Source organism: Leptolyngbya sp. O-77, from assembly GCF_001548395.1.
GTDB lineage: Bacteria > Cyanobacteriota > Cyanobacteriia > Elainellales > Elainellaceae > Thermoleptolyngbya.
On the sequence record NZ_AP017367.1, the window covers coordinates 3,335,651 to 3,355,505 of the forward strand.

The window sequence follows — 19,855 nt, forward strand, 5'->3', positions numbered from 1 at the left end:
GAGGATGTTGGAATGCAAGGGAGTGTTGGAAGGAAGAGGGACGGATTTTGGATTTTAAATTTTGGATTTTGGAAGTGGGCGGCAATCCAAGACCCAAGATCCCCAATCCAGAATCAATACCGTTCCCAGAAGGGTTGATAACCCCGGCGGCGCAGCAGGTTATGTTCGACTTGCTGGAGGCGATCGCCCACGGTCGGATCAGTCACACCCTGTGCTTCTTGGGCAGTCCGCACCTGGCGCAGTTGTCGAATACCACGCTGGATCTGATCCTGGGCAAGGTACAGTTCTGCCATGACGCGCTGGGTTTCCAGGTCGTCTGGGCGCAGGGTCAGGACTTGCTGATAAAGCCGCTGGGCAGCAGCATATTGCTGTTGCTGGAACCGCACGCCTGCTAGGGCAGAGAGCGCACCGACCTCATTGGGCTGTACTGCCAGGATGCGCTCATAGGCCTCACTCGCCAAGGCCAAATCGCCCAGCGTTTGCGCCAGTTCGCCCTGGATAAAATAGCCAGCAATCGGGTCATCTTGTCGAGCCAGGATCTCGGACAAGCGCGATCGCGCTGCTTCTGGGTCGCGTTGGGCAATGACTTGCAGCAGTCGCCGCTCAATGGGTAAGTAATTGGGAGACGTTTCCAGCAGGCTAAGATACAGCGGTTCTCGCGGCTCGCTGGCAGGCAACGCGCCAACCAGGGCATAGAGTTCGGGATAGGCAGGCTGGGGCGAGTTGTCCGCCAGCCATTGCGCTAGGGCTTGCTCGGCGGCGGCATCAGAGATTTCGCCCAATTCATACTGGTGACTCAGTTGGGCAATCTGGGTGCGGGGCTGATCTGGCTCGCGGCGGAGGATTTCGTCATAGAAGCGGCTGACGGATGCCAGGTTTCCCTGCTGGCGGCGGATGCTGCTCAGTCCCAGCAGCGCGTCCAGCTTTACAGAACTGGGGACATTTTGAGACAGGATGCTTTCGTAGCGGCGGGCGCTGGCCTCCAGGTTTCCGGTCTGCCGCTCCAGGTCGGCCAGCAGCAGGTCTGTGCCAACGTCGCTCTGTCCTATCCGCGTGTTTTGGTAGGCCAGCAGCGATCGCCGTGCGTCGTCCCAGTTGCGCTGCTGGAGGCGGATTTGGGCGATGCGGAAGTGCAAAAACGGCACGTCTACCTCAGATTGCAGCAGGCTCTCGTAGATTGGCAGCAGGGCGGCAGGTGGCGGGTCAAGCTGGGTCAGGGCGATCGCCACCGATTGCCGCTCAAACCTGGCCTCGGGCAGCGGTTGCAGCGCATCTTGTAGTTGGGTTTGCAGCGTGGCTAGACTGATTTGGCCGAGCTGCTGCTCCAGCACCCGCCGCCGAACCAACAAGCTGCGATCGCCCGGATATTGCTCGCTCAACTGTTGGTAAATCCGCAGCGCCTCGGCCCGTCCCGCGACCGATTCGCTCAACACATCCGCCGCTTCAAGCTGCACGCCCAGGGACGGTTCGGCGGTGGTGCGGAGGGCCTGTCGATACAACTCTGCTGCCTGCTGGAGCAATTGCGGGTCGCGTTGGCGGCGGCCGATGGTGCTGAGGGCGCGGGCTAGGGGCAGGATGGCATTGGCTTGCTGGCGGAGTGGCTCTAGGGCTTGCAGTGCTTTGGGGAGTTGCTGATCAAGCTGGTAGGCGATCGCCAGCGTGCTGCGGGCATCAGGCACCAGCCAGTTAGGAACTCGCGGCCGCCGGAGCGTGGTTTCTAAAAGCTGAATCGCCTGTGCCGGGTCGCCCGTTTCTGCCAACGTGCGGGCATAGGCCGTCAGCGCCCCATCAGGAATTGCCTGTCCGGTGGCGCGATAGCGGGCAAAGAGGGTTTGCGACCGGGCGTAGTCGCCGCTGTAGGCATAGACCTGCGCCGCGCCCAGCAGCGCCGCCGGGCGGGGATTGTCGGACAGCAAGCGGTCATAATCTGCAAAGGCTTCGGCATAGCGCCCCTGATAGCCCAAAAGCAGGGCACGCTGGGTGCGAGCATCGGTGTCGTTGGGGGAGAGTTCTAGCAGTTTGCTTAGCGCGTCGATGCCGTCTGCCTGCCATTCGGGTCGATAGCCACCCAGCAAGCCAATGGCGCTGAGGGCAGTTCGGTTGGTTGCGTCCTGCGCCAACACTTGCTGATAGGCGTTCCAGGCATCGGCATCGCGGCCCGCCCGCTGATAGGCGATCGCCAGTCCTAGTCTGGCATCTAGCGAGTTGGGCAACTGCCTAAGCGCTTGCTGAAAGGCGGCGATCGCATCGTTTACCCAGCCGCGCTCTAGCAGCGTATATCCATTTCGCACTGCCGCTGGGCGAGTTGTTTGTGTGAATCCTGAGGGGGCGATCGCACCGCAAAGACTGACGGTCAGCCCCAAAATGCCGAGCCATCTTCCTATCTTTTTCATCTGAACTGTGCCTCCTGGAAGGGTTTCAGGCTATCTTCATCAGGACTTTACGAACTTTATGAATAGACACGAGATGTGAAACGGCAAGGCTTTCACCCGCACAATGCAAGTGATCATGACCAAGCAGGCATTTCAGAATTCAGCGTTATGCACTAAATTTCTGCACTAAATTTCTGCATTAATCTGCATTAATCTGCATTAAATTTCTGCACTAAGCTGCACAGCAACGTGATTCAGAAATGATGCATATTTGACAAGAACCTATACCCGTTTTGGCGTGCGATCGCACACGTCAAACACATTCCATCATTTAAGCTCCTGATGTATTCCTGGTTTATCTATGTAGCATCAGCCAATGCGCCACAAATCCAGATTCAGTCAGAGAAAACCCCTTGATGAGAACCCTGAGAACGTGCCCGAATGCAACCCTGAGACGCAATAAACACCCTGAAAATCGGCAAAATCAGCAATTTAGCCAGTTTATCGACTGACAGCATTTCTGAAGCCAGTGAGGTACGCGGATAGTCAAGCAGCGCTTGATTCGTCAGGACTGTGCGTATCTTACCCTGCAAGAAAATGCTGTATCTCGCAACCCACTCCTCTCCTACTCTGTACTATGAGAATTGCTGAGATCCGTATAAATTTTATGTAAACTCCTGCGTGAGGAGAGATCCAGAGCGCGGCGAGAGTCCCTAAAAATGCACTAAACGATGCACCGACGGCACATAAACCGATAGCACATAAACCGATAGCACATAAACCGATGGCATATAAACCGATGGCATATAAACCGATAGCACATAAACCGATGGCACATAAACCGATGGCACATAAAATGATCACAAAATGATCACAAAATGATCACAAAAAAGCGAGGCGCTGACTGCTCAGACCTCGCTTGTTACAAAGTTTTACAAATCTTGGGTACAGGCCTGCTTAGAAGCGGCGATCGCCCCGGCTATATTCGCCGCCGCCATTGCCGCCCCAGCTATTGGCCGGGCGCTTTTCTTCGCGGGGACGGGCTTTGTTCACCTTCAGATCGCGCCCCATCCAGGTCGCGCCATCCAGCGCCTCGATCGCCGCTTGCTCCTCACTTTCCGACGACATTTCCACAAAGCCGAACCCACGAATCCGACCTGTTTCCCGGTCTACCGGAAGCTGAACCCGCGTAACCGTACCATAATCCGAGAAGACGGTTTGCACCTCTTCCTGCGTAACCTTGTAAGAAAGGTTACCAACGTAAATCGACATGGAGTAACTCCGACAGTTAAAGCAATTGCAAAGGCTAGAGATTCAGAGCAGCGCCCGCCAACAAATTGATCCGGTTCGCTCGATCAGATTTGCTCTATCGAATATCTAAATCCGATGCGCTTAATCAGATGAACTCAGATGAAATTAAACCGATAAACTTGTAAACAAACTCGTCAACCGAAACTAAAGCCTCACCCGTTAGTCTAACACGGGCGCGGGGCGGAAGCGGCGATGAAAGCCCGCTGTCACGAATCCCTGCTCCTTCTCCCCGAACCCCTCATGTTTCAGGCCACTCGCCGCCGCCTTGCTCTGTGGTATACGACCGTTACAGCCGTGCTGCTGATTGTGTTTGCCAGCGGCGTGTATCTCTATGTGCGGACGACCCTGATCGAGCGGATCGACGACACGCTGAGCCATGTGGTAGAGGTGGTGGGGCGATCGCTCGTGATTGAACCCGCCAACCCGGCCAGGGGTCTGCCGCCACGGGTCAACATCGAGGCCAGCTTTCGCGACGACTCCGACTCGGTAGAAGACGACCACATCGACCTAGAGTGGTTCGACCCGGCGGGAATACTGCTCTGGTCTACGTTTTCGTCTGCGCCAGAGATTCCGCTGCATCCCAACAGCAACGGCGAAACGGTTCATGTAACGGAGGATTTGCTGCTGCGACAGGTGACGCAGCGCATTGAGGCAGGCGGGCAACTGCTGGGCTATCTGCGCGTCAGCCACCCCTGGTTTGAAGTGACGAAGCCCACGCGACAGCTCATCCGCGATCTGGCGCTGGGAACGGCGCTGCTGGTGGGCACGGTGGCAGGCATCGGCTGGCTGCTGTCGGAGTTGGCGATGGCCCCGGTGCGCGAGTCTTACCAACGGCTGAAGCAGTTCACTGCCGATGCGTCGCACGAATTGCGAAACCCCATCGCCGTGATCCAAACCAATGTGCAGGTGGCGCTGGCCGATGCGGAACCCGACCCTGCGATGCAGCAGCAGCAGCTTAAAGTGATCGAGCGGCTGACGCGGCGACTGGGGCGGCTGGTGGATGATCTGTTGTTTCTGGCGCGGCAAGACAGCGGTACAAAACTGGCCCGACGAGAGGCGATCGCCCTGCCTGTGCTGCTCGAAGAAGTGCTGGAGGAACAGGAGAGCATCGCCGCCGACAAGCCCGTATCGCTGAATTTGGAAATCAGTCCGGAGCTTCAGCAATTGCCTGATGCCGTGCAGATACAGGGCGATCGCGACCAGCTTATTCGCCTGTTTACGAACCTAATCGGCAACGCTATTCAGTACACGCCTGCGAACGGCAAAGTAACCGTCTCAGTGAATCGTAATAAACACAACCCAGCGCAGGTTCAGATTCAAGTCCGCGACACGGGAACAGGCATTCCAGCGGAATCGCTTCCATACTTGTTCGATCGCTTCTATCGCGTTGATCCCGCCCGCACCTCCGACAGTCGCAGCAAGGACAGCAGCGGCTCCGGCCTCGGACTGGCGATCGCCAAGGTGATTACTGAAAACCACCACGGACAGATCCAGGTAGACAGCGAACTGGGCAAAGGAACAATATTTACAGTGACGCTGCCTGCGGGGTGAGCAGGGGTTGGCGTGTTGCGAATGAGAAGATTGGATCGCCCGTCCCTCTCAGCACCGATATCTTCGGGCGATCGCCCTCATCTCTCAGCACCCGCACCTCTGGGCGATCGCCCCCCTGATATCTCTCGGAACCTCGAACTGCTGACCCAAATCTACCGCGACTTAAAGTTTGCAACTTACTCGAAAGTGTTTGGGAGTGTTCGATTTGACCCAGATCTTGAAGAACCGAGCCTTCGCAAGTGGGGGGCGAATCGCCTACCCACCGACAAGCTGACAGAACTAGAGCGCTGAGGGCTAACTGTGAAGCTCAACGGCGGCAAGTAATCTTTGCCACCCCACCGAGATCTCACGCCCGTCCGTTGCAGCGCAGTGTTAGCCTGCTCTAGACTTAGAAGTAGATGGAAACCCCTACTTTTATTATGAGCTATCGCGACATCATAACTATTGAACCTGATAAACGTGGAGGGAAGCCCTGTATTCGCCGAATGCGAATTACGGTTTACGACGTTCTTGGCTGGCTAGCCGCTGGGATGTCTATTCCTGAAATTGTTGATGACTTCCCGGAACTGACAGAGACAGATATCAGAGCTTGCTTAGAGTTTGCGGCTGATCGTGAACATCGTTTAGTTGCTTCAGTGAGTGCCGCTTGAAACTACTCTTTGATCAAAACCTGAGCCGAAAACTTGTCTCTCGCTTGGCTGATATTTTTCCGAATGCTAGCCATGTACAATTTCATGAGTTAGCGGAGAAGTCAGATACAGAGATTTGGGAATTCGCTAAGTTAAATGATTTCTGCATTGTGACTCAAGATGCAGATTTTGCGGAAAGAAGCCGACTATATGGTTCTCCACCAAAAGTGGTATGGCTAAGATGTGGAAATGCACCAACTAGCCAGGTTGAAACTCTCATTCGTTCTGGGCAAGAAGCAATTGAAGAACTTTTAAGAAATCCTACTTTTCACTGTTTGGAACTCCATTAATGCCAGAAGTGTTGAAAGATAGATTAAGCGACGAAAAAAAGGGACAGAATGCAGTATTCTGTCCCCTAGTAAACAAAAAATGATGCCTGATGATAGCCTCATTTCCGAAGCTTGTCAAATCGATCTTGATGCAGCTTTGTCCGCATGACTATCCCGTTTTGAACTCGCGCTTGTTCTTTGAAATCTGGTTGACCTTTGTGTTGGACAAGGGCTTAACCAGCATGAGAGACTTATTTTACCGCCTAAATCGTACAGGTGTTGAGGTCGATATATCCACCTTTTCTAAAGCTTGCAAAACTCGAACGGATGGGCACTTTTGTCGAATCTATGCACAGTTAATTGAGCAAGTAAAGCGCAACAGCCGACCGCGGCTCAGATACTTTTCCGATGATTCAACCATCGTTACACTTACCAGCAACTATTTTGGCTGCAAGGATATCACCAAGTTAAATTACTGAATGGAACAACTTAGAGCAAGATATTCGAGTGAATGCTGATTCATTTTGGGCAAGGACATGAGCAAAGTTTGCCGATTCGATTAGCACGATGATCCCGAAACGGCCGATCATGGATAGAGGCTTCGCAAGCTGGGAATTTCTCGACCAAATGAGTCTCACTCAAACAAAGTTTGTGGTGCGAATCAAGAACAATATGAAGACTGAACTTGACCACGACCGTTACGTCGTGGTTGGTTCTGTGATTTGGAGAGTCGGAGCGAGTTTCGTCTGGCAACTAATGTCAATGAGAGCGACGAAGAAATCAGTGATACCTATCGCATCGTTGGCAAATTGAGGTGTGATGGAAGTTTCTCAAGATGCACTTAAAGCTCGATCGCTCTCATCACCAAGAATGTGAATGGGGTGAGTATTCAGATTTATATGGTGCTCATCACGTATTTAATCTTATTGTTAATCGAAATTCCAGCATTCTATGGCAGTGAATTGCTCGACAAGTTCGGTATTTACAACTGGAACTGAGCCGTCGCTGCTCAATGGTTCATTGGAGCTACGATCTGCTGCCCGAAACACTCGTATGACTCTTGTAAGCTAAAATGTAAAGTTTTCTATCTGGATTCAACACTTCTGCATTAATGCACCTTGGGCTGATTTCTCAGTATCCTATGCTGTTTGATGTTGCGTGATCTGATCTGGCAGCGATTTAACTGCTCGACAAAGATCAATAATCGATATAATCGCTATCCAAGTTCTGCCCCTGCTGATCCCTGCCAGAAAGAATCAGATCATGAAAAGCATCATTTGCAAAAAAACTAGACTTAGATGGATCTGCATGAGCAATTTTGTTCAAAGCATCTCTTAAGCTAAGTTCCGTAAAACCAGGCTTCTCGCTGTAAGGTGGTCGGTAGCTGTTAATTACATCAGAAACATCTTTGCTGCTGGCAGAATGCTTTAAAGCACCAACAGTGATATCTTTGAGTAGCTTTTTTTGAATGCTGCATTATAATCCTGTTCAGGGCGGATTGAGAGAGCTAGAATTCGCAATATTTCAACACCTTTCTCGGATGAGTCTCGTAGAATCTCTCCCTCTTGTTTTGTTGATCTACTCCAAAACTATTGATGAAAGCAGTTTCTAAAGTTTTGGCTGATCATCTCTAGCTCGTCAGCACATTCATGGGAATGTTCTCCGTAGCCACATTCTAAAATCTCCACCTTAAACAGGGAATTGCAAGGTAATACTAAGCGATAATGCAGGCTAACGTTCCTCTTCAGCGGCGGCTAGTAACCTTTTGCATCTCCACTGAGATCTCTCAACCGTCCGCTGCAAGAGGGTTGTTAGCTGGCTTTTTTAGGGCAACAACTCAAAAGTAGTCACAGTGGCTTGGACGAATAATCGAAAAATCTCGATGATCGAGCGTATAAACGCGAGTAATAGCAAGCCCTCTCAGCTAGAGCAACGATCGCTGCATCTGTGAAATCAAGCTGATTATCAGCATATTTTTCCAAAATCTCATGCACCCGTACTAAATCCTCTGGGATTACAGGCTCAACTTGAACCGCATCAGGTGTCATGCTGGACACAAAACGACGCATTGCTTGATGACCCAATCTTGATGCAATCAGATAGCAGACTTCAGGTAGAACAACTACAGGCAGCACCAATGGCTCATTCACGCTTTGAGCGATAGCTAAGACCCGCTGATGATTACGATCGCTCTGATCCGTGAGCGCAAACAAAAAACTGGTGTCGAGTATTGCCGTCATGCCGGATTGCTTGGCTTGGAACTCCAGCCATACATAGGGTCAATTTCATTACGGAGAATCTCTTCATCCCGTTCTGAAACATCCTGTTGACCAGAGTTGCCCAAACCCGCAACTGCAACTAAGAAATTAGCAGTATGACCGTTAACCTCATTACGTTTAGCTGATTTATAGTGAAGATAATCTAGAAAACTGGCGAGTTCTAGCAAAGCCTCTTCAGGGAGAGCGCTGACTGCTTCAAGAATCTGTTGCCGTTCTATAGTGCTGCTGCTCATTGCCAAATCTCATGAGGAAACCTCCCCTATTTTACCTCGCAACTCAGCAATAGGGCTTATTTGATGCTTGTTGCAGCAGGTGGCACCTAAATGCAGTTAGCACCTGAAAAAATTGGTTTAGAAGTTTCTAATTACTGTTTCATATGTAGCACAGAGCATACCATTTAGTCTTCCAGAACCAGATGCCGCTGTCACAAACTGTCCAATATCCACCGTTACAGAGTGAGAATGATTTCCCCCGCCTTGTGTATAGGCATCTTTGGCATTAGTACCACCGGTATCAATTGATGTAAACGGACCCCCATCTTTGGGAAAATTTCGGCTGTACCATGCCTGAGGTAAAGCATGTTGGTGGTCGCCTGATGCGGTGGTATTTGCAGAAATGCTTGGTGGGTCAACAACATGATGATGTGAATCAGCCTCACCCTGTGTTCCTGCTTGCGGTCCGCCCGAACCTGCTCCACAAATAAAGCGATCGCGTAGATCTGGCGTACCCTTGGTGCCATCACATAGAAGCCATCCTGAAGGAATTGCCTCAGCGATTCCAGACCACAGCATAATTGTCCTAGAGGGGACAAGATAGGCTTTCATTTTCTCTAGTTCCATATTTTCTCCATAAATTTCTGGAAGACCGATCTTTGCCACATAAGCATCTGGAATCGTATAATCTTTCCAAGACTTACAGGCATCTGCTGCCACCTCAACACTCCTTAGGTGAGTTTCGATGGTGTTGAGTTCAGATCTAATAGCCTGCATTGTAATCTGCTGAGATTCTTTAACGGAATCCCGTCTAGCATCTCCGCTCGCTTCAGCGTTTAGTTCCTTGAGTTGGCTGGGTTCTATTGAAAGCAGGTTTTCAACAGGTTTACCGTTGATTGCAAACACTACGCCAGTACCAGTTTTATAGTCATTAAAGCGACGTCTAACAAAGTCAAAATCGTTTCGCAACTGAATTAGTTCAACGTACCGTCGTCCAAGAAGCTCAAGATCTGCTTCCCGCTTGTCGGCACTGAACTCTCCAGAACCATCCCTGAACTGAAGATTCGACATATTATCGTAAGGCTGATAGATGCCATACGCCACACTATACTCATTCCAATCAGCTTTACCAAAAGCGACAACTTGTTCAATCATCTCATCGGGCGTTTCCGGATTTCTTTGTCCAGTTGGGTAGCCATCACGAATTGCAAACACTCTGGTAGAAGATCTGCTTGCCACTCTTGCCAACTTGGCAGAAACAGAAGCGTCTGCGCTTGCTCCTTTCCAACCTGAGCCAGATACGGCTACCGAGATTTCCATTTGTTGATCTTCAGTCGTCGATTCCACTTCGATCACACCGATGTAAATACTCCCCGGAACAATTCCTGCTAAAAACTCGGTACCCAGAAGTGTTGAATGATAGCAAATATGTTTAAAAAAATAGCCCCTAATCGTGTAAACTAGAGGCTATAAAAAAGAAAATAATGTTAGTATCATGATATCAAACTTTCCTGAGATCGTCAAAAAGCATCTGGGCCACCTCGCCACGGATGACTATCCGGTTCTCAACAGCTTTCTATTTGTTTCTATTTGGCTCTCCTTGGTTCTCGATCAGAGTCAAAGCAGTATGAGGAGCGTCTTCAAGCGCTTAAATATTCGTGGCATCAAGGTCAAGATTTCTACTTTTTCTAAAGCCAGCAAGAACCGTGATCCCCAGATACTTTATGATCTTTTTTGGGTATTGAAGCAGGAACTCCACAAAAGGCATAAGATTGATGCTGCAAAGCTGACTTTATTTCCGCTGGATTCAACCATTGTTAGTTTGACGAGCAAGTTGCTCTGGGCGCAGGGTATTCACCAAGTAAAGCTGTTTAGTGGTTTAGATTTAATGACACATGAGCCGGGGGTGTTTTCATCCACTTTGGTCAAGGTCATGACAGTAAACATGGAAAACGATCGATGCTGTGCCTGATAATAGTGTCGGGGTCATGGATCGGGGCTTTTTTAGCCTAGCTCGAATTCGCTATTTACTGAATCAAGAGAATCGCTACTTTATCGTCAGAATCAAGAATAATATTAGTCTCAAGATGCTAGAAAATGGCAACTTCTTGATTGGCACGGGTAAGGAGCAAGTTGAAGCACGGGTTGTCGCCTTTTGTGATTTAGAATCACAAACAGAATATCGCTTGTCAACGAATCTACCGATAGGGGGAGAAAATACCATTTCCAATGAGGAAATTAGCGAATTTTATCGTTTGCGTTGGCAGATAGAGTTATTTTGGAAATTTCTGAAGATGCATCTGAAACTAGATCGACTAATTACTAAGAATGTGAACGGGATTGAGATGCAGATTTATGCGTGTTTGGTAGCTTATGTGATTTTGCAATTGGTGACAATTCCGAAAGAATTTGGCAACAAAGTATTAGATAAGCTACGATATTTACAGGCTTTTATGTGTGAAAATATCAGTTATGCCCACTGGCTCCAAAAATTAGTGTTTTGTTGACAAAACCAGCTTGCCACAGGATTAGTGTGTCTATTTTTAGAAAAGAAAATCTTAAGATTCAACACTTTTGCTCGGTACCATACTTTCTGGTAAATTCTTCTTTTGTCAGCTGCTTCGCTTCATTGATCACTTCCTGGGTAATTTGCGGTCGCTCAATCGTCTGTGTCGGATACTGAACGACACACTTGGCAACAATGTAAGTGCTGTAGCGGCTGAGGGAAGACTTACCCATAAATTCAGCACTTGCACTTGCAGTGAAAACACCTGAATAGCTTGCAGAGGCAGCAACATTTAGCACTTGCATTAAGTGTTCCTGGCTCCGAATCATCGTCAAGCTATACTCTGCACGCTTACCAGTTGCTGTAGGTAAAGTGCCTGTAAACTTGCCATTAACCGCGAAGCTGTGCATGGTTTTGAGGGATCGATTAACCCCTTGTCCTGCCTGAAGACCTTTTATGTAATCAGAGATCATGGATTTGTAATTACACTAATTTCAACAAAACTTGCTTACCCCCAAGCGCTCAGGTTGTTACACCCCCCAAGCTGTTGTTCAGATTACCTCAAGTGCATTTGCAGATCTTGCATAGCGTTGCTGCTTTTGCACAAAATTGCTATGAACTGGAAAATTTTTTGGGTGTCACGCCAGTCAATCGCTTAAAGTGACGATTGAGATGGCTCTGATGGGTGAAGCCACAGGCGATCGCCACCTCCAAAATTCCCATCTTGCCGTCTTTCAACAACAGCTTTGCCCGCTCTACTCGCTGCCGAATTACATATTGATGAGGAGTAAAGCCAGTCGATCGCTTGAAAGAACGGCAGAAGTGATAGGCACTGAGTTGGGCGATCGCAGCTAATTCCTCTAAACTCAACTCCTGGTCTAGATAATCATTGATATAGTCAGTCACAAGTCTCAATTGCACGGGAGGTAAGCCACCCACATAACGAGAAGACTTGTGGTTGTGAGATGAATAATTCCTCAAGAGATGGACTGCCAATGTATTGGTTAGAGCTTCTGAATAAAGTCGTCCACCCGGTCTGCAAGACTCCACATCGGCTTTGAGTGCCAGGGCAATCTGAAGAATCAGTGGATCGTAAAGCACAACCTGAGGCAATAGTTCAACTTGCTCCACGGCTAACATTTCTGCCGCATTGCGGAGCAGTAAGTCTGCTTTCAAATTAAGCATGATTGATTCAATCGGGTGTCTCCAGCGTCCCCAATAGGAATGCTGCATGGGAATGAGCGTCATGCCACCGTTGAAGTACGTTGCTGTTTGCAAACGCCCTTTTTTAATCCCGTCCATTTGCTGTTCTAGCTGGAAGCTTTGCCCGATACAAATACCGATCGCGTAGTGATCAAGGCAAAGTTTGGGAGTTTCTCCAACTGGCTGTTTATAACACTCTAAGCTGACACTGTTCCACTCCGCCGCATAGCTTGTTGACAGGGGTAACAGCCGCAGTGCATCGGAAAATTTTGGAGGCGAATCGGAAGGTTGATTAGGCTGGTTCTGCTCAGCATTTAAGGACAGTTCTGGCACGACTTACTTGTTCTATCACCTGCAAGCTGATTTTCCTACCAAATGTGATTAATTGACAAGTTTTAACCTTTTTGCTGCTTGATTGCGCCCCAACCATTGCCACACGCGATCGTCTTCCGGGTAATTTTGCATTGAGCAGACAAATTTGAAGCACGAGTTCAAGACCTTGATGCGGAGCCAGCTAACGGTGTAGCTCAACGGCGGTCGGTTGCTCTCGGTCTTGCTCAGAGTCTCTGTTCCGTCCGTTGCAGCGAGGTGTTAGCCTTCGCGATCGCCCCTCATCTCCCAACTCCCACACCTCTCGGCGATCGCCCTTCATCTCCCCAACACCAAAACCTCTCGGCGATCGCCCCCCCGACACCTCTCGGAACCTCGAACGGCTGACCCAAACCTATCACCGCTCAACGTTGGCATCTTACCCGAAAGCTGTTGGGAGTGTTCGGGTTGACCGAGCGCTGGAAGAACTAAATCTTCGCAACTGGGGGGCGAATCGCTCACCCACCCGAAAGCTGACTGAACCAGAACGCTGAGGGCTAACGGTGAAGCTCAACGGCGGTCAGTGGCTCTCGGACTCAGCCAGGATCTCTGTTCCGTCCGTTGCAGCGAGGTGTTAGCCTTCGCGATCGCCCTTCATCTCCCAACACCAACACCTCTGGGCGATCGCCCGTTTCTCTCAGCACCCAAACCTTTCGGCGATCGCCCCCCGGATACCTTTTGGGGCGTTGCACACTGACCCAAGTCTGTCGCTGCTCAACCTCTGCGGCTAACCCGAAAGCTGTTGGGAGTGTGCGGCTTGACCCGGATCTCGAAGAACCGAGCCTCTGCAAGTGGGGGGCGAATCGCCTACCCACCGACAAGCTGACAGAACCAGAACGCTGAGGGCTAACTAGTAATTAGACTGATCCCGTCTGCCTATCTACCCCGCAGAGGGCAATTAGGCTGAAATCCGTCTGTCTAAGATCCCAAATTGGGTAGATAGGCTGATTCAGATCTGTCTAAGATCCCAAATTGGGTAGATAGGCAGACGATAATCCGCATAATATCCCTGATTCTGGGAATTAGGCAGATGGCTTTACAAAGGCATCAGATAAGTGGGGCTAATGATTAGGCGCGATGCAGCGTTAGGTGCAGTTGCCCTGTTTGAAATTTTTGATTGGGGAGTTTGGATTTTGGATTGGGAGGTTGACCGGCCAAAATCCAAAATCCAAAACCCAAAATCGCCCTTATCTGTTCTTACTCATTCGCGCCAGAGTTGCTCCGGACTTCACGGTGCAGGCAGCGCAACACTTCGCCAGGTTGCTCGGCGTTGAGGACGATGCCGTTGGGCGGAAATTCCAAGGCGTGCGTCCACTCGAAGCGTTCGGCGTAGCGGAGCAGGTGCAGCCGGTCGATCGCCAGTTGCGCGTCTTCGGGCAGGCCGATGATGTAGTGGCGCAGGCGGCGACGGTGGGGCAGTTCGCAGGTGAGCGGGGGCAGCGAAAACTGGGTCGCCTCCGAGCGTGGGGACGACCAGGGTATTGAATTGTCAGCATTTGGGGTTTCCTCCAGGAAACGAGTGGGGTAGGAAACCCCGAAATGTTGGCCGCCCCCGGAGGTGAAGCGCTGGGACAGGGCGGCCTACAATGGACGCAGCCCTGAGACAGGCACAAGCTGTCGAGGGGTCAGGCGTTGGTGGGTGCGGCGAACACCTGCCAGCGCCGTAAGTGACTAAACGACCAAAATTTCGGGGGAAAACAAGCTGCTCGCACGACAGCTATGGCGCTGTATTATACACCGAATCGGGCGATCGCCATCTTCTTTTTTTGGTTTAACGGCTGTTTGATTTGGGACGCGACAGCCTTTGGGGGAGGAGTAAGCTATGGTAGCTCGTGATACAGAGCCTCTGGGGCGATCGCAGGCTCAATGGTATAAAGAATGGGTGTAGAGATTAGGAGGAGCCTCCTGCGCTGCTCAGGCTGTAACCCCATCCTTTGGAGGGATTGCTAAACGTCGGTGTCCGAATCGTCTGCTAATTTTGTAGATGCAACGCGCCTGCTGATGGGCTTGCAGCAGGTCAGTTCGCTGGTGCAGCAGTTTGGGGACTGTCGAGAGCCAGAAGAAATGGTGCGCCGGGCTACTGACGGACTTGTGGAAGCGTTTGATTGTGCGTTTGCCCGCATCTGGCTGATGGAACCAGACGGGCAGTTTTTGCGGCTGGTGGCTTCGTCGGGGCTATATACCCGGCTGGATGGTTCCTTTGCGCGAGTGCCGCTGGGGGCGTTTAAGGTGGGCAAAATCGCCCAAAATCGCATTCCGTTTTTGAGCAATAATCTGTCCAATGAAGCCTGGGTGAAGGATCGCGACTGGGCGATCGCCAACCAGATTACGGGCTTTGCGGGCTATCCGCTGGCACTTGGCGATCGCGTGATTGGCGTGCTGGCGGTCTTCAGCCATCGCCCGCTGTCGCCAGAGTTTTTGGAGGTACTGCAAAGCCTTTGCACCACGCTGGCGGTGATGATCGATGCGGGGCAGCGACAGCGGCAGGAAAAAAGGGCGATCGCCGCTCTGCGTCCTGGCTCCCCCGCGCCGCTGCTTTCAGAACAAATTGCCCAGTGGCTGCCGCCGACGCGCCTCAGCCTGGTGGGGACAGAGCGGGTGCTGTCTCCGGCGATCGCCTGTCTGTTTTTGCGGCTGGTGGAGGTGCTGCACGGGCTGTCCTGCACCTATTGCCGCCTCAGCTACGAGCCGCATCAGGTCATTCTAGAAGCGATGATTGTGCCGCCCAGCTTTGCAGCCCATCGCCTACAAGACTGGAGTGAAGCAGCGTTTGGCGAGTTTCCGCTGGCGGCGGCCGGTTTGCGAGGCACGTTGCAACTCTTGCCCAACCCGTCGCAGAACGTGCTGCAAGTGGCGTTGCAACTGCCCGACGCAGGGGCAGCAGCGGGGCCCACCGTGCGCGTCGTTTGCACCCGTGCGATTGTGCAGCTTGCCCTGACGCAACTGGCCATCCTGGCAGGACTCTCTGTGCCCCCATCTGCCGGACTCGCAGATGACGCAGATCTGCCGCTCCTCACCGACGACCCCGCCGCCGCCGCCCACGCCCGTCGGGTGCTGTGGCTGCAAACCCAGGCTCAGCCGTTGCCCACGCTGCCAGCCACCGTGTTGGGACGGATTGACCTGGACATTACCCCAGAGCAGTTGCGTCAGGCTGTTGAAACCGTGCTGCAAGACCGGCCCTGGCCGCCGACGCTGGGCGAAGAACTGAAGGGGCTATCGGATCGAGAGCGCGAAATTTTGGGACTGCTGGCGCAGGGATTGCGCGATCGCGACATTGCCGATCGGCTGATCCTTAGCGAAAGCACCATCAAGTTTCATCTCAACAATGTCCTGTCCAAGCTTCAGGTGCAAACGCGCTATCAGGCGATTTATCAGGCTACGCGCAATGGTTGGATTTAGAGGCTTTTAGAGGGAAATGCAGAAATGCAGGAGAATGCGTTAAATCAGAAAAACAGCGATCGCGTAAAGGGCTTTAGGAATCCTGCCATTGTTCATAAACGTGGCAATGAATAATCGAATAAACGTTAGGGCCGCAGAGGGCACCGCCCTAAGTTGAGGCACTTTCCAAATACATAACGATAAAACAAGGAAAAACTGCGCTGTATTGAAGCCATGCGAGGAATTAGCTCCATCTATTTATTTTGTATAGGCATGGACTTGCGAAATTCTTCTGCAACAAATAAACCTGATTCGTCTTACGTCGGGCGAATAGGTTCAACATTGCTCAATATTTTGCTTAGCCTTTTAAGGATTTCATTTTGCTAAGAGCCAAATGGAGATTTGTATAGATTTGTCGGGTATTCTGGAACACTGGAAGTAAAAACTCATTTCTTAACAAAGTTTTATCCTCTAGGCTGCTAGACGCTTTGAGATTCAGATTTATGCAACTTTTCAAAAATCGCGCTGGCAATCAGCACATGGATACACAACCTTCCCCGTGATGCAGTATATTCCGTGAAGTGTTTTGTGCGAATCCGGCGGCGAGTCTGCTGCTGTCTTTTCCTGAAGGGCAGATTCTGGAGATCAACGAGGCGTTTTGTGAATTGGTGGGCTGGAGCGCCAGCGAGGTGACAGGGCAGCGGATTGCTGAGACGGGGATCTGGGCAGAACAGGGGAACTACGAGCGACTCATCCAGCAAATCCAGATGGGTGAACCGATAAGCGCGATCGCCGATGTTTTTTGCACCCGCGCGGGTAGCCTCCGGCCTGTGCTGCTGTCGGCCCGTGCTGTATCATTTGGCGACGAGCCGAGCCTGTGGATTACGGCGATCGCCCAGCCGACCCAATCCACAGCATCTTCTCAGCCTTCGCCTCCGCACCTTGCCAGCCAGATGCTCGATCAGGCGGCAGCATCAATCGGGCAGATTCGCCTGTATCCCGATCGCCATTGGCAGTATGACTATTGCTCCGCAGGCTGCGAACGGGTGTTTGGCTTCACGAATACGGAACTGATTGGCGGCGCGTGGTTAGAGCGAGTGCTGCCGGAGGATCGGGAGATGGTGCTTTCCACAGGAACGGATGCGGTTTTGGCAGGGCGATTGCATCGCATGGAGTACCGATTTCTGCACAAAGACGGCAGCCTGCGATGGATCGCCAGCTACCAATCGCCCCGCTGGGATGCCACAGAAAACTGCTGGCGAGTGGTGTTTGTGGATACCGACATCACCGAGCAAAAGCGGCTAGAAACCGAACTGCAAGCCACGAGCGTTGCCCTGCGCCAGAGCGAAGAACGGTTTCGCCAAATTGCCCAAAGCATCAAGCAATTTATTTTCATCCGGGATGCCCAGACGCAGCAGTGCCTCTACGCCAGCCCAGGCTACGAGACGATCTGGGGACGCAGTTGCAACAGCCTGTATCAAGATCCCATGTCCTGGCTGGAGGTGGTGCATCCAGCGGATCGTCCAGATGTGGAAGCGGTTGTAGAGCGACAGTTTCAGGGCGATCGCATTTGGCATGAATATCGGATTTTTCGCCCTGACGGCACGCTCCGCTGGGTGCAGGCCGAGGTTTTTCCGGTTCTGGACGAAACCGGTGCATTTACCCGCTGCGCGGGCATTATCGAAGACATCACCGAGCGCAAACAGCTAGAAGCAGAGCGGCAGGCTGCTGAGGAATCTTTGCGACAGAGCGAAGAACGGTTTCAGCAAATCGCCGGCCATGTTAATCAACTTTTTCTCGTGTGCGATGCCGAAACGGGGGAATATCTCTACGTTAGCCCCGCCTATGAGCGAATCTGGGGCCGCAGTTGCGAAAGCTTGTACCGCAATCCCCAGTCTTGGCTAGAGGCAGTGCATCCGGGCGATCGCGCTGCGGTTCTTGCGCTCATTTCGGCTGAACAGCAACACAAGTTTATGCATCGTGAATATCGTATTGTTCGCCCCGACGGAACGATTCGCTGGGTGCAAGCTGACAGTTTTCCTGTGAGAAATGATGCAGGCGGAATCACGCGCATTATTATCGTCGCCGAAGACTTTACCGAACGCAAACATGCCGAATTGGCCCGCGAACTAGCAGAAACTGCCCTGCGAGACTCTGAGCAAAAATTTGCTTCTTTTTTTCGCTGTAGCCCAGCGGCGATCGCCGTCTCATGTCCCTCTACGGGGCAATATATCGAGGTCAATCCTGCGTTTGAGCAATGCACCGGCTATAGCCGTGATCAGGTCATTGGCCGTACTGCGGGCGAGCTAAACCTGTGGGTTGACTTGTCTCAGCGCGATCGCCTGCTGCGGCGAGTCAAAGAACAGGGCAGCGTGGCGAATTTCGAGTTTCAACTCCGCCGCAAGGATGGAGCGATTCGCACGGTCTTGATGACGGCCGAGCGCTACGAAATCGACGGCTACGACTATTTAATGACCGTCGGTGTAGATATTACCGAGCGGCGGCAGGCAGAATTGGCGCTTCAGGAAATGAGCGCCGCCATGAGCAACGCCATCGAGGGCATTGCGCGGCTTGACCCGCAGGGGCGATATCTGTCTGTCAACCGAGCCTACGCCCGGATCATGGGCTATGAGCCAGCAGAAATGATTGGCATGAACTGGCAGCAAACCGTTCACCCTGAAGAACTTGTGAGGGCGATCGCAGGCTATGAGTCCATGCTGCAACACGGCAAGGCTGAGCTAGAACTGCGGGGCCTCCGCAAAGACGGCTCCATCTTCTATAAGCAGGTCATCATGGTAGCTGCTTATAACCAGGAACAGCAGTTCACTGGCCATCACTGTTTCATGCGAGATATCAGCGATCGCAAACAGGCAGAAGCCGCCCTTGCTAGGGAATTGGCCCGCAGTAAAGCCCTATTCGAGGCATCCGTAGACGGTATCGTGGTGATGTCTGAGGGTAAGGTGATCGAAGCCAATCCCAGCTTTGCCCGAATGCTGGGTTATTCGCTAGAGGAAGTCCAGTCCTTGACGGTCGCCGATTGGGAAGCGCAATGGACCGGGGAGGAATTAGTGCAAGTCAAGGCGGAGTTCAAAGACCAGAGTCATCGGTTTGAAACGCGCCACCGCCGCAAAGATGGCTCAATTTATGAAGTGGAAATTAGCGCCAATCCGGTCAATTGGGATGGGCAAACGGTGCAGCTTTGTATTTGTCGGGATGTGAGCGATCGCAAACGCACCGAGCTAGAGCTAAAGCAGGCTAAAGAAACCGCCGAAGCCGCCAATTCTGCCAAGAGTACATTCCTGGCCAACATGAGCCACGAATTGAGAACTCCGCTCAACGCCATCCTTGGATTTAGCCAGCTTCTTGCCTATGATCCTCTGCTCAACGACAGCCAGCGAGAGCAATTAGAAATTATTAACCACAGTGGCGAACATTTGCTGAGTTTAATTAACGACATTTTAGAAGTCTCGAAGATCGAAGCGGGTCGAATCAAGCTCAATACAAATAGTTTTGATTTGTATCAACTGCTGGATGGACTAACACAACTGCTGCGCTTCAAGGCATCCGAGAAAAGTATTTCACTGGTGCTAGATCGCGCCCCAAACCTGCCGCAGTATGTAGTCACTGATGAAGGTAAGCTTCGACAAATCTTACTCAACTTACTCAGCAACGCCATCAAGTTTACCGAAGCGGGGTAGCGTTACCCTGCGGGCAGG

Annotated in this window: 17 protein-coding genes and 2 pseudogenes; 11 read left to right on the plus strand and 8 right to left on the minus strand. The window is 51.6% G+C overall.

Annotation, left to right across the window (positions count from 1 at the left end; all coding sequences use genetic code 11):
- Nucleotides 1-113: 113 nt before the first annotated feature.
- The 3 genes from O77CONTIG1_RS14225 to O77CONTIG1_RS14230 all read right to left on the minus strand — a co-directional run bounded on the left by O77CONTIG1_RS14225 (nucleotide 114) and on the right by O77CONTIG1_RS14230 (nucleotide 3,644).
- The gene (locus O77CONTIG1_RS14225) at nucleotides 114-2,393 is read right to left on the minus strand and encodes a tetratricopeptide repeat protein (protein WP_084782653.1); all 2,280 of its coding nucleotides are present in this window, start codon (nucleotides 2,391-2,393) and stop codon (nucleotides 114-116) included.
- A gap of 692 nt (nucleotides 2,394-3,085) precedes the next feature.
- Nucleotides 3,086-3,223 carry a hypothetical protein gene (locus tag O77CONTIG1_RS24600; RefSeq protein ID WP_156435272.1) on the minus strand — a complete coding sequence of 46 codons (138 nt, stop codon included), beginning with the start codon at nucleotides 3,221-3,223 and terminating at the stop codon, nucleotides 3,086-3,088.
- A 106-nt stretch (nucleotides 3,224-3,329) separates the two neighbouring features.
- Nucleotides 3,330-3,644 (minus strand): RNA recognition motif domain-containing protein, encoded by a 315-nt coding sequence (locus O77CONTIG1_RS14230; RefSeq protein ID WP_068511627.1) that lies wholly within the window; start codon nucleotides 3,642-3,644, stop codon nucleotides 3,330-3,332.
- A gap of 279 nt (nucleotides 3,645-3,923) precedes the next feature.
- Here O77CONTIG1_RS14230 and O77CONTIG1_RS14235 point away from each other — a divergent pair, with 279 nt between their 5' ends.
- The 5 genes and pseudogenes from O77CONTIG1_RS14235 (at nucleotide 3,924) to O77CONTIG1_RS23605 (ending at nucleotide 7,249) form a co-directional block, all read left to right on the plus strand.
- Nucleotides 3,924-5,234, plus strand: a complete 1,311-nt coding sequence (locus O77CONTIG1_RS14235; protein WP_068511628.1) for a sensor histidine kinase — start codon at nucleotides 3,924-3,926, stop codon at nucleotides 5,232-5,234.
- A gap of 21 nt (nucleotides 5,235-5,255) precedes the next feature.
- A complete protein-coding gene (locus O77CONTIG1_RS24605) occupies nucleotides 5,256-5,525 on the plus strand; it encodes a hypothetical protein (protein WP_156435274.1) in 270 nt (89 codons plus the stop codon).
- Between the two features lie 128 nt (nucleotides 5,526-5,653).
- Nucleotides 5,654-5,884: a DUF433 domain-containing protein gene (locus O77CONTIG1_RS14240; protein ID WP_068516592.1), complete on the plus strand. Its 231-nt coding sequence runs from the start codon at nucleotides 5,654-5,656 to the stop codon at nucleotides 5,882-5,884.
- Nucleotides 5,881-6,213, plus strand: a complete 333-nt coding sequence (locus O77CONTIG1_RS23600; RefSeq protein ID WP_084782655.1) for a DUF5615 family PIN-like protein — start codon at nucleotides 5,881-5,883, stop codon at nucleotides 6,211-6,213. Before O77CONTIG1_RS14240 ends, O77CONTIG1_RS23600 begins: the two co-directional genes overlap by 4 nt.
- An 86-nt stretch (nucleotides 6,214-6,299) precedes the next feature.
- Nucleotides 6,300-7,249: pseudogene (locus tag O77CONTIG1_RS23605) on the plus strand (transposase).
- Between the two features lie 790 nt (nucleotides 7,250-8,039).
- On the opposite strand, the gene O77CONTIG1_RS14250 reads toward O77CONTIG1_RS23605, so the two are convergent.
- The 3 genes from O77CONTIG1_RS14250 to O77CONTIG1_RS24610 form a co-directional block, all read right to left on the minus strand.
- Nucleotides 8,040-8,432 carry a type II toxin-antitoxin system VapC family toxin gene (locus O77CONTIG1_RS14250; protein WP_197673198.1) on the minus strand — a complete coding sequence of 131 codons (393 nt, stop codon included), beginning with the start codon at nucleotides 8,430-8,432 and terminating at the stop codon, nucleotides 8,040-8,042.
- Nucleotides 8,429-8,704 (minus strand): hypothetical protein, encoded by a 276-nt coding sequence (locus O77CONTIG1_RS14255; RefSeq protein WP_068511634.1) that lies wholly within the window; start codon nucleotides 8,702-8,704, stop codon nucleotides 8,429-8,431. The genes O77CONTIG1_RS14250 and O77CONTIG1_RS14255 overlap by 4 nt, the downstream gene beginning before the upstream one ends.
- A 117-nt stretch (nucleotides 8,705-8,821) precedes the next feature.
- Entirely contained in the window at nucleotides 8,822-10,030 is a 1,209-nt protein-coding gene (locus O77CONTIG1_RS24610) for a phage tail protein (RefSeq protein ID WP_156435276.1), read from the minus strand.
- Between the two features lie 148 nt (nucleotides 10,031-10,178).
- Between O77CONTIG1_RS24610 and O77CONTIG1_RS14265 the strand changes: the two are divergent.
- Nucleotides 10,179-11,190: pseudogene (locus O77CONTIG1_RS14265) on the plus strand (IS4 family transposase).
- Between the two features lie 58 nt (nucleotides 11,191-11,248).
- Here the strand turns inward: O77CONTIG1_RS14265 and O77CONTIG1_RS14270 are convergent.
- Entirely contained in the window at nucleotides 11,249-11,662 is a 414-nt protein-coding gene (locus tag O77CONTIG1_RS14270) for a hypothetical protein (RefSeq protein ID WP_068511639.1), read from the minus strand.
- Nucleotides 11,663-11,801: 139 nt separating this feature from the next.
- A complete protein-coding gene (locus O77CONTIG1_RS14275) occupies nucleotides 11,802-12,725 on the minus strand; it encodes a helix-turn-helix domain-containing protein (protein WP_068511642.1) in 924 nt (307 codons plus the stop codon).
- A 245-nt stretch (nucleotides 12,726-12,970) separates the two neighbouring features.
- On the opposite strand from O77CONTIG1_RS14275, the gene O77CONTIG1_RS24615 reads away from it, so the two are divergent.
- The 5 genes from O77CONTIG1_RS24615 to O77CONTIG1_RS14290 all read left to right on the plus strand — a co-directional run bounded on the left by O77CONTIG1_RS24615 (nucleotide 12,971) and on the right by O77CONTIG1_RS14290 (nucleotide 19,837).
- Nucleotides 12,971-13,255, plus strand: coding sequence for a hypothetical protein (locus O77CONTIG1_RS24615; RefSeq protein ID WP_156435278.1), 285 nt, complete (start codon nucleotides 12,971-12,973; stop codon nucleotides 13,253-13,255).
- 67 nt (nucleotides 13,256-13,322) lie between these two features.
- Nucleotides 13,323-13,604: a hypothetical protein gene (locus O77CONTIG1_RS24620; protein ID WP_156435279.1), complete on the plus strand. Its 282-nt coding sequence runs from the start codon at nucleotides 13,323-13,325 to the stop codon at nucleotides 13,602-13,604.
- A 303-nt stretch (nucleotides 13,605-13,907) separates the two neighbouring features.
- Entirely contained in the window at nucleotides 13,908-14,246 is a 339-nt protein-coding gene (locus O77CONTIG1_RS24625; protein ID WP_156435281.1) for a hypothetical protein, read from the plus strand.
- 471 nt (nucleotides 14,247-14,717) lie between these two features.
- Complete coding sequence (locus tag O77CONTIG1_RS14285) at nucleotides 14,718-16,160, plus strand: helix-turn-helix transcriptional regulator (protein WP_068511647.1); 1,443 nt, start codon at nucleotides 14,718-14,720, stop codon at nucleotides 16,158-16,160.
- A 560-nt stretch (nucleotides 16,161-16,720) separates the two neighbouring features.
- Nucleotides 16,721-19,837 carry a PAS domain S-box protein gene (locus O77CONTIG1_RS14290; RefSeq protein ID WP_068511650.1) on the plus strand — a complete coding sequence of 1,039 codons (3,117 nt, stop codon included), beginning with the start codon at nucleotides 16,721-16,723 and terminating at the stop codon, nucleotides 19,835-19,837.
- The last annotated feature ends 18 nt before the right edge of the window (nucleotides 19,838-19,855 follow it).

Bases quoted from the DNA above. Each gene is read 5' to 3' on its own strand.
- O77CONTIG1_RS14270 (WP_068511639.1), bottom strand. From the start codon at position 11,662: ATGATCTCTGATTACATAAAAGGTCTTCAGGCAGGACAAGGGGTTAAT.
- O77CONTIG1_RS14235 (WP_068511628.1), top strand. From the start codon at position 3,924: ATGTTTCAGGCCACTCGCCGCCGCCTTGCTCTGTGGTATACGACCGTT.
- O77CONTIG1_RS14230 (WP_068511627.1), bottom strand. From the start codon at position 3,644: ATGTCGATTTACGTTGGTAACCTTTCTTACAAGGTTACGCAGGAAGAG.
- O77CONTIG1_RS14255 (WP_068511634.1), bottom strand. From the start codon at position 8,704: ATGAGCAGCAGCACTATAGAACGGCAACAGATTCTTGAAGCAGTCAGC.
- O77CONTIG1_RS14225 (WP_084782653.1), bottom strand. From the start codon at position 2,393: ATGAAAAAGATAGGAAGATGGCTCGGCATTTTGGGGCTGACCGTCAGT.
- O77CONTIG1_RS14250 (WP_197673198.1), bottom strand. From the start codon at position 8,432: ATGACGGCAATACTCGACACCAGTTTTTTGTTTGCGCTCACGGATCAG.
- O77CONTIG1_RS24605 (WP_156435274.1), top strand. From the start codon at position 5,256: ATGAGAAGATTGGATCGCCCGTCCCTCTCAGCACCGATATCTTCGGGC.
- O77CONTIG1_RS14240 (WP_068516592.1), top strand. From the start codon at position 5,654: ATGAGCTATCGCGACATCATAACTATTGAACCTGATAAACGTGGAGGG.